Annotated in this window: 12 protein-coding genes; all 12 read left to right on the plus strand. The window is 62.4% G+C overall.

The genetic code is table 11. From position 1 onward, the window contains the following. The first annotated feature begins 219 nt into the window (after positions 1-219). The 12 genes from dnaG to CO671_RS04310 all read left to right on the plus strand — a co-directional run bounded on the left by dnaG (position 220) and on the right by CO671_RS04310 (position 13169). Positions 220-2220, plus strand: a complete 2001-nt coding sequence (dnaG, locus tag CO671_RS04265) for a DNA primase (RefSeq protein WP_097604726.1) — start codon at positions 220-222, stop codon at positions 2218-2220. After that, on the plus strand, positions 2220-4085 hold the full coding sequence (gene recQ / locus CO671_RS04270; RefSeq protein ID WP_097604729.1) for a DNA helicase RecQ: 1866 nt from the start codon (positions 2220-2222) through the stop codon (positions 4083-4085). Before dnaG ends, recQ begins: the two co-directional genes overlap by 1 nt. A 106-nt stretch (positions 4086-4191) precedes the next feature. Further along, positions 4192-5379 (plus strand): glycine C-acetyltransferase, encoded by a 1188-nt coding sequence (locus CO671_RS04275; protein ID WP_097604731.1) that lies wholly within the window; start codon positions 4192-4194, stop codon positions 5377-5379. A gap of 180 nt (positions 5380-5559) precedes the next feature. Continuing rightward, positions 5560-6597 carry an L-threonine 3-dehydrogenase gene (gene tdh, locus CO671_RS04280; RefSeq protein WP_097604734.1) on the plus strand — a complete coding sequence of 346 codons (1038 nt, stop codon included), beginning with the start codon at positions 5560-5562 and terminating at the stop codon, positions 6595-6597. A 10-nt stretch (positions 6598-6607) separates the two neighbouring features. After that, a complete protein-coding gene (locus tag CO671_RS04285; protein WP_010030032.1) occupies positions 6608-6955 on the plus strand; it encodes a GFA family protein in 348 nt (115 codons plus the stop codon). Positions 6956-7131: 176 nt separating this feature from the next. Then, positions 7132-7338 carry a hypothetical protein gene (locus CO671_RS33250; RefSeq protein ID WP_141507380.1) on the plus strand — a complete coding sequence of 69 codons (207 nt, stop codon included), beginning with the start codon at positions 7132-7134 and terminating at the stop codon, positions 7336-7338. Positions 7339-7427: 89 nt separating this feature from the next. Further along, a complete protein-coding gene (gene rpoD / locus CO671_RS04290; protein ID WP_097604737.1) occupies positions 7428-9485 on the plus strand; it encodes an RNA polymerase sigma factor RpoD in 2058 nt (685 codons plus the stop codon). A gap of 231 nt (positions 9486-9716) precedes the next feature. After that, a complete protein-coding gene (locus tag CO671_RS04295) occupies positions 9717-10010 on the plus strand; it encodes a GYD domain-containing protein (protein WP_010033023.1) in 294 nt (97 codons plus the stop codon). A 115-nt stretch (positions 10011-10125) separates the two neighbouring features. Then, positions 10126-11232 carry a DUF930 domain-containing protein gene (locus CO671_RS04300; RefSeq protein WP_097605071.1) on the plus strand — a complete coding sequence of 369 codons (1107 nt, stop codon included), beginning with the start codon at positions 10126-10128 and terminating at the stop codon, positions 11230-11232. A 104-nt stretch (positions 11233-11336) separates the two neighbouring features. Further along, positions 11337-11498 (plus strand): hypothetical protein, encoded by a 162-nt coding sequence (locus CO671_RS33635; RefSeq protein ID WP_170964922.1) that lies wholly within the window; start codon positions 11337-11339, stop codon positions 11496-11498. Then, positions 11495-12280, plus strand: a complete 786-nt coding sequence (locus CO671_RS04305; RefSeq protein WP_097604739.1) for an APH(3')-II family aminoglycoside O-phosphotransferase — start codon at positions 11495-11497, stop codon at positions 12278-12280. The genes CO671_RS33635 and CO671_RS04305 overlap by 4 nt, the downstream gene beginning before the upstream one ends. An 88-nt stretch (positions 12281-12368) precedes the next feature. After that, a complete protein-coding gene (locus CO671_RS04310) occupies positions 12369-13169 on the plus strand; it encodes an AraC family transcriptional regulator (protein WP_097605072.1) in 801 nt (266 codons plus the stop codon). Positions 13170-13340: the final 171 nt, after the last annotated feature.

Here is a 13340-nt window from a genome sequence, read left to right on the forward strand (position 1 = left end):
AGATGGCCGCCTTTGCCGAAGCTTGCGCGACGGCGGAATTCTGGTTCCCCGAAGACAATAATGTCGCACCCCTGTCGCAGGGGCGATAACGTGTTTTTGATTGGATAAGCGACGCAATCAGGGAGGCGTGCACTTGCCTGTGAATAGCGGGTTTTCCTGACAAGTTTCGTGGCATGGCGCGGCAAAGCAGCTTATATGGAGGCTGGCCAAGAGGTATAAATGCGCTTTTCCAACACCTTTCTCGATGAGATCCGTGACCGCGTTCCAATTTCGAACGTGATCGCGCGCCGTGTGAGCTGGGACAAGCGCAAGACCAACGTGTCACGCGGCGATTACTGGGCCTGCTGCCCGTTCCACGGCGAGAAATCACCGAGCTTCCACTGCGAGGACCGGAAGGGCCGCTATCACTGCTTCGGCTGCGGCGTCACCGGTGACCATTTCCGCTTCCTCACCGAGCTCGAAGGCCTGAGTTTTCCCGAGGCGGTGCAGCAGATCGCCGATATGGCCGGCGTGCCGATGCCGCTTGCCGATCCTGTCATGGAAAAGCGCGAGAAGGAGCGCGGCTCGCTGATCGACGTCATGGAAATGGCGACGGCCTTCTTCCAGGACCAGCTGCAGACCGCCAATGGCGCCAAGGCGCGCGCCTATCTGCGTGATCGCGGGCTGACGGGGCGCACCATCGAGACCTTTCGCCTCGGCTATGCGCCCGACAGCCGCAATGCACTCAAGGAATTCCTTGCCGGCAAGGGCGTCTCCAAGGAGCAGATCGAAGCCTGCGGCCTCGTCGTTCATGAAAATGTGCCGGTTTCCTACGATCGCTTCCGCGACCGCATCATGTTTCCGATCCTTTCGTCGCGGGAAAAGGTGATCGCCTTCGGCGGCCGCGCCATGTCATCAGACGCGCCGGCGAAATATCTGAATTCCAACGAGACGGAGCTCTTCCACAAGGGCAATGTGCTCTACAACTTCGCCCGCGCGCGCCGCGCGATCCAGGGGCCTGGCCGCGGCGATCAGCAGGACGACAATGCCAGCGGCACCATCATTGCCGTCGAAGGCTATATGGACGTGATCGCGCTCCATCAGGCCGGCGTCGAGAACGCCGTTGCGCCGCTCGGCACCGCGCTTACCGAAAACCAGCTCGAGCTGCTCTGGAAGATGGTGCCGCAACCGGTGCTCTGCTTCGACGGCGACGGCGCCGGCATCCGTGCGGCCAATCGCGCCGCTGAACTGGCGTTGCCGCATCTGAAGCCCGGCCGCTCCGTCCGCTTCGCGCTGCTGCCCGACGGCAAAGACCCTGATGATCTCGTGCGCGATGAGGGCCGTGCGCCCTTCGACAAGGTGATGAGCCAGGCAAAGCCGCTTTCGGAGATGCTGTGGAGCCGGGAGATCAATACCGGCAAGTTCGATACGCCCGAGGCGCGCGCCGAGCTCGAGGCGCGGCTGAAGCAGCTTGTGGCCGTCATCGCCGACGAGAATGTGCGCCGTCATTACCAGCAGGATATTCGCGACCGGCTGAACGCCTTCTTCCAGCCGCAGTTCCAGAACCGCAATAATAGCGAGCGGCGCGGTTTCGGCGGCAATTCCCGGGCGGGCCGCGATAATCCCGGTAAGGCAGGGCCGAAAAGCCCGAGCCTGATTTCCGACCGGCTTGCCCGCTCGGGCCCCGTGCGCGGCCACCGGGACAATACGGCGCTGCGCGAAAGCGTGCTGGCGCTCACCATCGTCAATCATCCGGCGCTGATGATCGACGATTATGACGAGATCGCCGCGATCGAATATGACAGCCGCGAGCTGCAACGGCTCTGGTCGGCGGTGCTTGGCGCAGCGGCCGCCGTTGCCGGCCCGCATCTGACGCGTGACTATCTGACCGAACGGCTGGAATTCGAAGGCTTCGGCCCGCTGATCAAGAGCCTCGACCAGCAGGTGCGCAATGCCCGGCTCTGGACGGCGACCGAGGAGGCGGCGATGGAAGATGCGCGTGAGGGTTATCGCCAGGCGCTCGCCTTCCACAAACGGGCAAAGGCGCTACGCCGGCAGAAGATGGAGCTCGAACGCGAGATTGCGCTGGCCACCGAAGCCGGCGACGGCGAGGCGATCGTTCAGCTGATACGGGCCCAGCAGGAAGTGCATCTGGAAGGTGTGCGCCTCGAGAACCAGGAGGCGATCATCGACGGCTTCGGCGTGCTGTCCGGCCGCGTCAAAGGGGCGGCGAACCACTGATGTCGCTGACCGAACGGAACGAAGCTGGCTTTTCCGCCGCCGATGCGCTGTTTTCCGCCGGCCGCTCGCCGCTTGAAGTGTTGAAGCAGGTCTACGGCTACTCCTCCTTCCGCGGCAAGCAGCAGCAGGTGGTCGAGCACGTCGTGTCAGGCGGCGATGCGGTGGTGCTCTTTCCGACAGGGGCGGGCAAATCGCTGTGCTTCCAGATCCCGGCGCTCTGCCGCGAGGGCGTCGGCATCGTCGTTTCGCCGTTGATTGCGCTGATGCGCGATCAGGTGGAGGCGATGAAGCAGCTCGGCATCCGCGCCGCCGCGCTCAATTCGTCGCTGTCGCGCGAGGAGTTTATCGAGGTCCGCCGCGCGCTTTCGGGCGGCAAGCTCGACCTTCTCTATGTGACGCCGGAGCGCATCCTGACCGACGGATTCCGCGAGCTGATCGCCAACGAGAAGATCGCGCTGTTTGCCATTGATGAGGCCCATTGCGTCTCCCAATGGGGCCATGATTTCCGGCCGGAATATCGTGAGCTCGGCCGGCTCGGCGAGCAATATCCCGGTGTGCCCAGAATAGCGCTGACGGCAACGGCCGATCCGCATACCCGCGACGATATCGTCGAGCGGCTGGGGCTGGATTCTGCCGAGATCTTCACCACCAGCTTCGACCGGCCGAACATCAGCTATGAGATCGTCGAGCGCGATCAGCCGCGCCAGCAGCTTCTGCGCTTCCTGTCGGACCATAAGGGCGACAGCGGCATCGTTTACTGCCTGTCGCGCGCCAAGGTCGAGGACACGGCCGACTGGCTGAACGGGCAGGGGGTTCGTGCACTGCCTTATCATGCCGGCATGGACCGAGCGCTTCGTGACGCCAATCAGGATGCCTTTCTGAAGGAAGAGAACCTCTGCCTGGTTGCCACCGTCGCCTTCGGCATGGGCATAGACAAACCGAATGTGCGTTACGTCGCCCATCTCGACCTGCCGGGTTCGGTCGAGGCCTATTACCAGGAGACCGGGCGCGCCGGCCGCGACGGCCTGCCGTCGGAGGTCTGGATGGCCTATGGCATGGCCGACGTCATTCAGCGCCGCCGGATGATCGACGAGGGCAATGCCGCCGTGGAGATCAAGCGGGTCGAGCGCGCCAAGCTCAATGCCTTGCTGGCGATCTGCGAGACCGCCTCCTGCCGCCGGCAGGCGATCCTGGCCCATTTCGGGGAATCCCATGCCGGCCAATGCGGCAATTGCGACACCTGCCTGAAGCCGGTCGAGACCTGGGAGGGCACGGAAGCAGCGATCAAGGCGCTGGCCGCCATCTATCGCACCGGCGAGCGTTTCGGCGCCGGCCACGTCATCGACGTGCTCGTCGGCAATGTCAACGAGAAGACCGAGCGTTTCGGCCATGTCGATATGCCCGTCTTCGGCGCCGGCAAGGACATTCCTGTTCGCACCTGGCAGTCGGTCTGCCGGCAGCTGCTCGCCATGGGGCTGATCCGCGTCGATCACGAGGCCTATGGGGCGCTGAAATTGGAGCCGGAAGCGCGCGCCGTCTTCAAGCACGAGCGACAGGTGTTCTTCCGCAAGGATCGGCCTGCCTCGGAACGGCGCACGAAGAAGGCGGAACGCAGCGAGCGCAAATCGGCCCTGTCGGGCGCCGACGGCAGCCTCTTCGAGGCGTTGCGGGCCGAGCGCATGGCGATCGCCAAATCGCTCGGCGTGCCGCCCTATGTCGTCTTTCCCGATACGACGCTGATTGCCTTTGCCACCGAACGGCCGCGCAGCCGCAAGGAGCTGCTCGCCATATCCGGCGTCGGTCAGGCAAAGCTCGAGCGCTATGGCGACGCCTTCCTGGAGATCATCCTGGCGCATGACGACTGAGCGGATCGGCCGGTGTTCTTCTCGATCTCGGCCCGGCGCTGAACAAGACAAGCCGGCGGCGATATGCTAACCCGGAAGCTATAAAAAACATCAGGAAGGGCCGCCCATGACCTCGCCATTTCTCTCCCATCTTCGCACCGAGATTTCGGCGTTGAAGGATGCCGGGCTCTATAAGTCCGAACGGGTCATCAGCTCCAAGCAGGCGGGCGAAATTGCGATTTCCACCGGCGAACGGGTGCTGAATTTCTGCGCCAACAATTATCTTGGTCTGGCCGACAATGAGGAACTGGCCGAGGCCGGCAAGCAGGCGCTCGACCGTTACGGCTACGGCATGGCCTCGGTGCGCTTCATCTGCGGCACCCAGGAGGAGCATAAGCAGCTCGAAGCGCGGATTTCCGCTTTCCTCGGCATGGAAGACACGATCCTCTATTCCTCCTGCTTCGACGCCAATGGCGGTCTGTTCGAGACGCTGCTTTCCGAGGAGGACGCGATCATCTCGGATGCGCTGAACCACGCCTCGATCATCGACGGCGTCAGGCTGTCGAAGGCCAAGCGCTTCCGCTATGCCAATAACGACATGGCGGCGCTCGAAGAAGAATTGAAGAAGGCTGAAGGTAGCCGCTTCAAGCTGATCGCCACCGACGGTGTCTTCTCGATGGACGGCATCATCGCCAATCTCCGCGGCGTCTGCGATCTCGCCGAGAAATACGGCGCCATGGTCATGGTCGATGACAGCCATGCGGTCGGCTTCGTCGGCAGGCACGGCCGCGGCTCGCCCGAACATTGCGGCGTCGAGGGCCGGATCGACATCATCACCGGCACACTCGGCAAGGCGCTTGGCGGCGCCTCGGGCGGTTATACCGCGGCAAAAGCCGAGGTCGTCGAATGGCTGCGGCAGCGCTCGCGCCCCTATCTGTTCTCGAACACGCTGGCGCCGGTTATTGCCGCTGCCTCGCTGAAAGTGTTCGATCTGATCGAAAATGGCGATGCCTTGCGCAAGCGCCTTTCCGACAATGCCGATCTCTTCCGCACCGAGATCACCAAGCTCGGCTTCACGCTCGCCGGCGAAGGCCATCCGATCATTCCGGTCATGCTCGGCGACGCCAAGCTTGCCCAGGACATGGCAGGTCTGATGCTGAAGAAGGGGATTTATGTGATCGGCTTTTCCTTCCCCGTCGTGCCCAAGGGTCAGGCCCGCATCCGCACGCAGATGTCGGCCGCGCATTCGAGGCAGGATGTCGAGCGGGCGATTGCGGCCTTTGCCGAGGCAGGGCGGGAATTGGGCGTGATTTGAGGATGAGGGATTGCCCCTCACCCTAACCCTCTCCCCGTAAACGGGGCGAGGGGACGTGCCAAACGCAGCGTCGAGGATTGACGAAGCCGGTGCGGCATATCTCCTTCGCCCCGCTGGCGGGGAGAAGGTGCCGGCAGGCGGATGAGGGGCCGAAACAGGCACTGACCAAGGGATACAGATATGTCGAACATGATGAAGGCGCTGGTCAAATCGAAGCCCGAGGTCGGGCTCTGGATGGAGAATGTGCCGGTGCCCGAGGTCGGGCCGAACGATGTGCTGATCCGGGTGAAGAAATCGGCGATCTGCGGCACCGACGTCCATATCTGGAACTGGGACCAGTGGGCGCAGAAGACCATTCCGGTGCCGATGGTCGTCGGCCATGAATTTTCCGGCGAGATCGCCGAGATCGGCTCGGCGGTCACCCGCTATCATGTCGGCGAGCGGGTTTCCGGCGAAGGGCATATCGTCTGCGGCAAGTGCCGCAACTGCCGGGCGGGCAGAGGGCATCTCTGCCGCAACACGCTCGGCGTCGGCGTCAACCGGCCGGGTTCGTTCGGCGAGTTCGTCTGCATTCCGGAAAGCAATGTCGTGCCGATCCCGGACGATATTTCCGATGAGATCGCCGCGATCTTCGATCCGTTCGGCAATGCCGTGCATACCGCGCTCTCCTTCGATCTCGTCGGCGAGGACGTGCTCGTCACCGGCGCCGGGCCGATCGGCATCATGGGGGCGCTCGTCGCCAAGCGTTCCGGCGCCCGCAAGGTCGTCATCACCGATATCAATCCGCATCGGCTGGCGCTGGCGCGCAAGCTCGGCATCGACCATGTCGTCGATGCCTCGAAGGAAAATCTCGCCGACGTGATGAAGGCGATCGGCATGACCGAGGGCTTCGATGTCGGGCTCGAAATGTCGGGCGCTGCACCCGCCTTCCGCGACATGATCGACAAGATGAACAATGGCGGCAAGATCGCCATTCTCGGCATTGCGCCGGCGGGCTTCGAGATCGACTGGAACAAGGTGATCTTCAAGATGCTCAATCTCAAGGGCATTTACGGCCGCGAGATGTTCGAGACCTGGTACAAGATGATCGCCTTCGTCCAGGGCGGCCTCGATCTCGCACCCATTATTACCCATCGCATCAAGATCGACGATTTCCGCGAGGGCTTCGAGGCGATGCGGTCGGGCAACTCCGGCAAAGTCGTCATGGATTGGATGTGAGGAGGACGAGATGATTTATGAAGGAAGCTGCCATTGCGGCAATATCGGTTTCGAGGTCGAGGGCGAATTCAGCGAGGCGCTCGACTGCAACTGTTCGCTCTGCCGCCGGCGCGGCGGGCTTCTGGCCTTCGTGCCGCGCGAGAAGCTGGTGCTGAAGACGCCCAACGAGAACATCTCGACCTATACTTTCAACAGGCATGTCATCCGCCATCACTTCTGCGCCACGTGCGGTATTGCGCCCTTCGGCGAGGCGGTAGGCCCGAACGGCGCTGCCATGGCCTCGATCAATCTGCGCTGCATTCCCGCGATCGATCTCGGCGCGCTGAAGGTGACGGCCTATGACGGGGCCGCGCATTAGAAACAGAGCGGCCTGCCGCAAGCCGGGGAATAGACTGCCGTCAAAACTGTAAAGACGGCCGAAACAACCGCTGCGCCGGGCAAAATCCATGCTGCCCTTGTCTTTTGTTCGACGCTTCTTAAATAAGGTTCGCAATCGCAGCCGCGGTTCAAAGCCTGTGGATAAGGCTTTTTCCGATGATTCGTGAGCTTTTTTTCTGGAAAAGCTTGACGAGAACAAAAAATGTGGGAATCACCGTTCGACTTGTTGAAACGGTGAACTGGGTCAAGGCGGATCGCGCAACCATGGCCGGAAATCCAAAAGCAAAAAAGCTTTGCTGTCCGGTGCCGGCGATCGTGGTTAATCAGGCTTTAAATGTCATCCCGTTAGGTGGGCAAAGGTGATTCTAGGGCGGCGCGCGCGACGCGTCCAGCCCTGAGGCGGCCCATTCACCGTAGCGAGATTGGATAGCGTCAGGAAGGCGACGATATAAATGGCAACCAAGGTCAAAGAGAACGAAGACGCGGAAGTCGAACGCGACGGCGCAAGCGACGGCCCTCTTCTCGATCTTTCCGACGACGCGGTCAAGAAGATGATCAAGGCCGCCAAAAAGCGCGGCTATGTGACGATGGATGAGCTCAACGCCGTTCTGCCGTCCGAGGAAGTGACGTCCGAGCAGATCGAAGACACGATGTCGATGCTTTCGGACATGGGCATCAACGTCATCGAGGACGAAGAAGCCGAGGAAGCCGGCGCTTCCGGCGGCAGCGATGACGATGATGCCGGCGGCGACGAGGACAGCGAAGGCGGCGAACTCGCGCCTTCCGGCGGCACCGCGCTTGCGACCGCCAAGAAGAAAGAACCGACCGACCGCACCGACGATCCGGTGCGCATGTATCTGCGCGAGATGGGCTCGGTCGAGCTTCTCTCCCGCGAGGGCGAAATCGCCATCGCCAAGCGCATCGAGGCCGGCCGCGAGACGATGATCGCGGGCCTCTGCGAGAGCCCGCTGACCTTCCAGGCGCTGATCATCTGGCGCGACGAACTGAACGAAGGCACGACGCTGTTGCGCGAGATCATCGATCTCGAAACCACCTATTCCGGCCCTGAGGCCAAGGCGGCGCCGCAGTTCCAGAGCCCGGAGAAGATCGAGGCCGACCGCAAGGCCGCCGAGGAGAAGGAAAAGACCCGCCGCGCCCGCTCCGGCGACGACGACATCACCGATGTCGGCGGCGAAGGCCTGCCTCCCGAGGAGGAGGAAGAGGACGAGGACGAATCCAACCTGTCGCTGGCGGCGATGGAAGCCGAGCTTCGCCCGCAGGTGATGGAGACGCTCGATACGATCGCCGAGACCTATAAGAAGCTGCGCAAGCTGCAGGACCAGCAGGTCGAGCAGCGCCTGTCGGCGTCCGGCACGCTGTCGACCGCCCAGGAGCGCCGCTACAAGGAGCTCAAGGACGAGCTCATCAAGGCCGTTAAGTCGCTGTCGCTCAACCAGAACCGCATCGACGCCCTGGTCGAGCAGCTTTACGACATCAACAAGCGCCTCGTCTCCAACGAAGGCCGCCTGCTGCGTCTGGCCGAATCCTACGGCGTCAAGCGCGACAGCTTCCTGGAACAGTATCAGGGCGCCGAGCTCGATCCGAACTGGATGAAGTCGATCGGCAATCTGGCCGCCCGCGGCTGGAAGGAATTCGCCAAGGGCGAAAACACGACGATCCGCGACATCCGCCAGGAAATCCAGAATCTGGCGACCGAGACCGGCATTTCGATTTCGGAATTCCGCCGCATCGTGCACATGGTGCAGAAGGGCGAGCGCGAAGCGCGCATCGCCAAGAAGGAAATGGTCGAAGCGAACCTTCGCCTCGTCATCTCCATCGCCAAGAAGTACACGAACCGCGGCCTGCAGTTCCTCGACCTCATTCAGGAAGGCAATATCGGCCTGATGAAGGCGGTCGACAAGTTCGAATACCGCCGCGGCTACAAGTTCTCGACCTATGCGACATGGTGGATCCGTCAGGCGATCACCCGTTCGATCGCCGACCAGGCCCGCACGATCCGCATTCCGGTGCACATGATCGAGACGATCAACAAGATCGTCCGCACCTCGCGCCAGATGCTGCACGAGATCGGCCGCGAGCCGACGCCGGAAGAACTGGCCGAAAAGCTCGCCATGCCGCTCGAAAAGGTCCGTAAGGTCCTGAAGATCGCCAAGGAGCCGATTTCGCTCGAAACCCCTGTTGGTGACGAAGAGGATTCGCATCTCGGCGATTTCATCGAGGACAAGAACGCGCTGCTGCCGATCGACGCCGCCATCCAGGCGAACCTGCGTGAGACGACCACCCGCGTTCTCGCCTCGCTGACGCCGCGCGAAGAACGCGTGCTGCGCATGCGCTTCGGCATCGGCATGAACACCGACCATACGCTCGAAGAAGTCGGCCAGCAGTTCTCGGTCACCCGCGAACGTATCCGCCAGATCGAGGCGAAGGCGCTGCGCAAGCTCAAGCATCCGAGCCGCTCCAGAAAGCTGAGAAGCTTTCTGGACAGCTAAGAAACTGCAAGCTGCGCTCGTTCCTCGACAGCTGAGGCTTCGACGTCATTCCGATTGGGAAAGCCGGGCCCCGTGCCCGGCTTTTGCTTTTGTGATTAACACCAATGATCCCGGCGGCTTTCTTGTCCCTGTCTGGTGACAGGGCTATAATCCGGCCACGGGGAAAGGATCGATCGCGACACACGCGAGATCGTATGCCTGCGTGAGCGATCCTCCGTCGGGAGGTGCGACATGACCACTTACATTCTTTTGATCGATTGGACTGACCAAGGCATCCGTACTGTTCGCGACTCGACAAAACGGCTGGACGCGGCGAAGAAACTGCTCGCCGGCGTCGGCGGCTCCATCAACCAGTTCTACCTGACGATGGGCGGACACGACATGGTCGCCGTCTGCGAGGCGCCCGATGACGCCGTGATGGCGCATTTTACGCTGTCGCTCGCCATGGCGGGCAATGTCCGGACCGAAACGCTGAAGGCGTTCCCGGAGGCTGCCTATCGCGATCTCATCGGCTCGCTCGGCTGACGACCGCTCAAACCGGTGCGGATACCAAGGCACGGCTCTCCGGAGACCGCGGGGCGCTGAATGATGACGGCCTGCCGGCCAATCGTTGCGGCAGCGATCACGCGGTTTTTTGTTTTTGTGGCTTGATGCTGCCGGCTTTAAAGGCCACATCGCTGCTGTGACAGAAGAAGACGTCGAACCGGCAGAAGCGCATGAAGCGGCAAAACAGCGGCCAGAACTCCGCTGGGGTGTCGGTGCGTCCGTGCTTCTGCATGTGCCGCTCATCGCCCTTCTGATTTTCGGGCTGCCGAAGATCGAGCCGAAGCCTCCCGAAGACGAGAGCGTGAAGGTGGAGCTCGTTCCACCGCCGGAGGAGAAGAAGCCGGAGCCCAAGCCCGAGGAAAAACCACCAGAGCCGAAGCCGCCGGAACAGGCGAAGAAGCAGCCACCACCTCCGCCGCCGCCGAAAGCTGCGAAGATGCCCGAAGCGCGCGTCGCTCCCCGGCCACTACGCGTAGCCCGTCCGGTTTTCGAATTTGCTGAGAAGGATTCAGCGCCGGAACAAAGCGAGCGGGGTATACCGCAGCAGGCCGAAGCACTTAAGCCGCCGGTCATTGAGGCAAAACCGGGAATATCGCCTGTCGAACCGCCGCGACCCCAAAAGCCAGAAGTTCATGAGACTATGCCTGCTGCGAATCCGCTACCTCAGGATATTGAACTTCCCGAGGTAGAGACTACTGAGGTCAATCCGGAAAAGAACGGGCCTGCTGCCACAGGACCCGATGAGGCCAAGACGAATTTCGAGCAGGCAAAGCCGTCAACGAATTCAACGGCAACAACCTCCTCAACGCCACCGGACGTAGCTAAGGAATCGAATAACCTCACGAAAGCGAAGACCCTGTTTACTGACAACTTTGTCTCAGACCTCAGGGTCAAGACGGCGATGAATAATTTGCCGCGCCAGATGCGGGGTGGTCAGCTTTGCTGGAGCGAGCTTAGAGAACAGCTGCTTCATTCATCCGCGGCATATGATCCCAATATCATTGAGGTGCCTCGATACAATCTGCCGAACGGCAATGTCCTCGCGCTTAAGCGAAGTGCATTCTATGACGGTAAGCAATTGCACCAGTTGGCGTTCAGATGCGAAGTGAACGACGATGCGACGAAAATCATTTCGTTTGATTTCGGGGTGGGGAATGTAATTCCCAGAAGTGAGTGGGCGATTTATGACTATCCAAGATGAATGGCGGTCAGTATTGGCAAGCCGCCCGCAACCAGCCACACGCAAGCAACCGCATCTAGCCTCTCCCTATGGCCGTGATGGTACGGTGAAGAAGGGACAATGATATGTCGAACGAGATCGAGCTGTTTCTGGAGCGTCAGGACGAAGCCGTCAGCGCGCTGTTCCTGGAAAACAAGGGCGACGAGCTGACCGATATCCTGGTGGCGGCGCTCGAAGAGGCCTTCGAGATCCTGCTCGAAGCCGCACCCGCCGAAACGCTGCATTGACATTTTCCAACACATTGCCGGCAGCGCTTGGCGAGCGGCTCTCGGGCTACCGGTTCGAACGCGATGCGCTCGGCCGTTCCGCGGCAAGCGTCTTCCGGCTGGAAGGCGAGGGCCTGCCGGCCCTCTATCTGAAGGTCGAGGCGGCGGGGCCGTTCGGCGAGCTTGCCGATGAAGCGGCCCGGCTCGGCTGGCTCAAGGCCGCCGGCCTGCCGTGTCCCGACGTCATCGCCCGGGAAAGCGACGGCGAGCGCGACTGGCTGCTGATCGGCGCCCTGCCGGGAACCGATCTCGCCAGCGCATCGGCGCTGACGCCGCTTACGCGTGTCGAACTGCTGGCGGCCGCACTTGCCGATCTCCATCACCTGCCGATCGCCTCCTGCCCGTTCGATCATCGTCTGGAAAAGCGCCTGCCGACCGCAAGGGCGCGCATGCAGGCCGGGATCGTCGACGAGACCGATTTCGACGAGACGCGGCTCGGAAAGAGCGCCGAAACATTGTTTGCCGAACTCGAAGGCCGGCGGCCGGACCGTGAGGACCTCGTCGTTACCCATGGCGATGCCTGCCTGCCCAATTTCGTCGCCTCCGGCGGCCAATTCTCCGGCTATATCGATTGCAGCCGCCTCGGTGTCGCCGACCGCTATCAGGATCTCGCGCTCGCCTGCCGCAGCATCGCCTATAATTTCGGCGCGGCGCTGGTGCCGTCCTTCCTCGATCGTTACGGGCTGACGGCGCCGGATCCGGCGCGCCTCGATTATTATCAGCTGCTCGACGAGTTCTTCTGACGTTTGAAAGACGCGCGGCGCTTGCCAAGCGTTGCGCCCGCTCCATCCGGCTGGCAGAGTGGCCGACAATCGGATCTGCGGACGGATGATGGCGAAAAATCAGTTCAGGATGCTGCGCTCGGCGCTGGCCGGGGTCGAGGCCGTGGAGGCGGCAACGCATCACAGCTTCAGCAGGCACACGCATGAGCAGTTCGGCATCGGCCTCGTCTCATCAGGGGCGCAGAAGTCGCTCAGCGGGCGCGGCATGGTCGAGGCTGCGGCCGGCGATATCATCACCGTCAATCCGAACGAGGTGCATGACGGCGCGCCGATCGGCGCAGGCAGATCGTGGCGCATCCTCTATTTCGATCCCGAGATCGTCGCCGGCCTGTCGCGGGAGATCGGCGGCGGGGCAGGGCGGCAGGAAATCCCCCATCCGGTCATCCGCAATGGCGCGATCGCCGCCCGCTTCGAGATGCTGTTTGGCGCGGTCACCGCCAGCGCAGCCGACGGGCTGCTCTCAGAGCAACTGCTGCTGCAACTCGTCGCCGATGTCATGCGGGAACGGGGCGATCGCCAGGAGCGGCCGCCGGTGCCGGCCTCCATCCGCGCGGCGCGGGATCTGATCGACGACGATCCTCTTGCCGCCGTCTCGCTTGCCGATCTCGCCACCGAAAGCGGCCTCAGCCGCTTCCAGGTGCTGCGCGGCTTTGCCAAGGCGACGGGGCTGACGCCGCATGCCTATCTCCTCCAGGCCCGCATCCATCGCGCCCGCCGGCTGATCGCTCAGGGCACGCCGCTTGCGGAGGCGGCCTTTGCCAGCGGCTTTGCCGACCAGAGCCACATGACGCGCGTCTTCGTGCGCAAATACGGCCTGTCGCCGCGGCTCTATGCCGGCGCTTTTCTGTGATCCTCCTGCCGTCCACGGTTAAGGGCGCGGCACCCTCCAACGCCCCTCATCCTGAGGCGCGTAGCCCGTGAGGGCGAAGCCTCGAAGGGCCCGCTCAACGCCGCTTCTTGCATTCATCGAACGTCGGAGCACCCGCCTCGTCCTTCGAGGCCCCTGCGGGGCACCTCAGGA

The organism is Rhizobium sp. M10, from assembly GCF_002531955.1.
Lineage (GTDB): Bacteria > Pseudomonadota > Alphaproteobacteria > Rhizobiales > Rhizobiaceae > Rhizobium > Rhizobium etli_C.

Bases quoted from the DNA above. Each gene is read 5' to 3' on its own strand.
- dnaG (WP_097604726.1), top strand. From the start codon at position 220: ATGCGCTTTTCCAACACCTTTCTCGATGAGATCCGTGACCGCGTTCCA.
- recQ (WP_097604729.1), top strand. From the start codon at position 2,220: ATGTCGCTGACCGAACGGAACGAAGCTGGCTTTTCCGCCGCCGATGCG.
- CO671_RS04275 (WP_097604731.1), top strand. From the start codon at position 4,192: ATGACCTCGCCATTTCTCTCCCATCTTCGCACCGAGATTTCGGCGTTG.
- tdh (WP_097604734.1), top strand. From the start codon at position 5,560: ATGTCGAACATGATGAAGGCGCTGGTCAAATCGAAGCCCGAGGTCGGG.
- CO671_RS04285 (WP_010030032.1), top strand. From the start codon at position 6,608: ATGATTTATGAAGGAAGCTGCCATTGCGGCAATATCGGTTTCGAGGTC.
- CO671_RS33250 (WP_141507380.1), top strand. From the start codon at position 7,132: ATGATTCGTGAGCTTTTTTTCTGGAAAAGCTTGACGAGAACAAAAAAT.
- rpoD (WP_097604737.1), top strand. From the start codon at position 7,428: ATGGCAACCAAGGTCAAAGAGAACGAAGACGCGGAAGTCGAACGCGAC.
- CO671_RS04295 (WP_010033023.1), top strand. From the start codon at position 9,717: ATGACCACTTACATTCTTTTGATCGATTGGACTGACCAAGGCATCCGT.
- CO671_RS33635 (WP_170964922.1), top strand. From the start codon at position 11,337: ATGTCGAACGAGATCGAGCTGTTTCTGGAGCGTCAGGACGAAGCCGTC.
- CO671_RS04310 (WP_097605072.1), top strand. From the start codon at position 12,369: ATGGCGAAAAATCAGTTCAGGATGCTGCGCTCGGCGCTGGCCGGGGTC.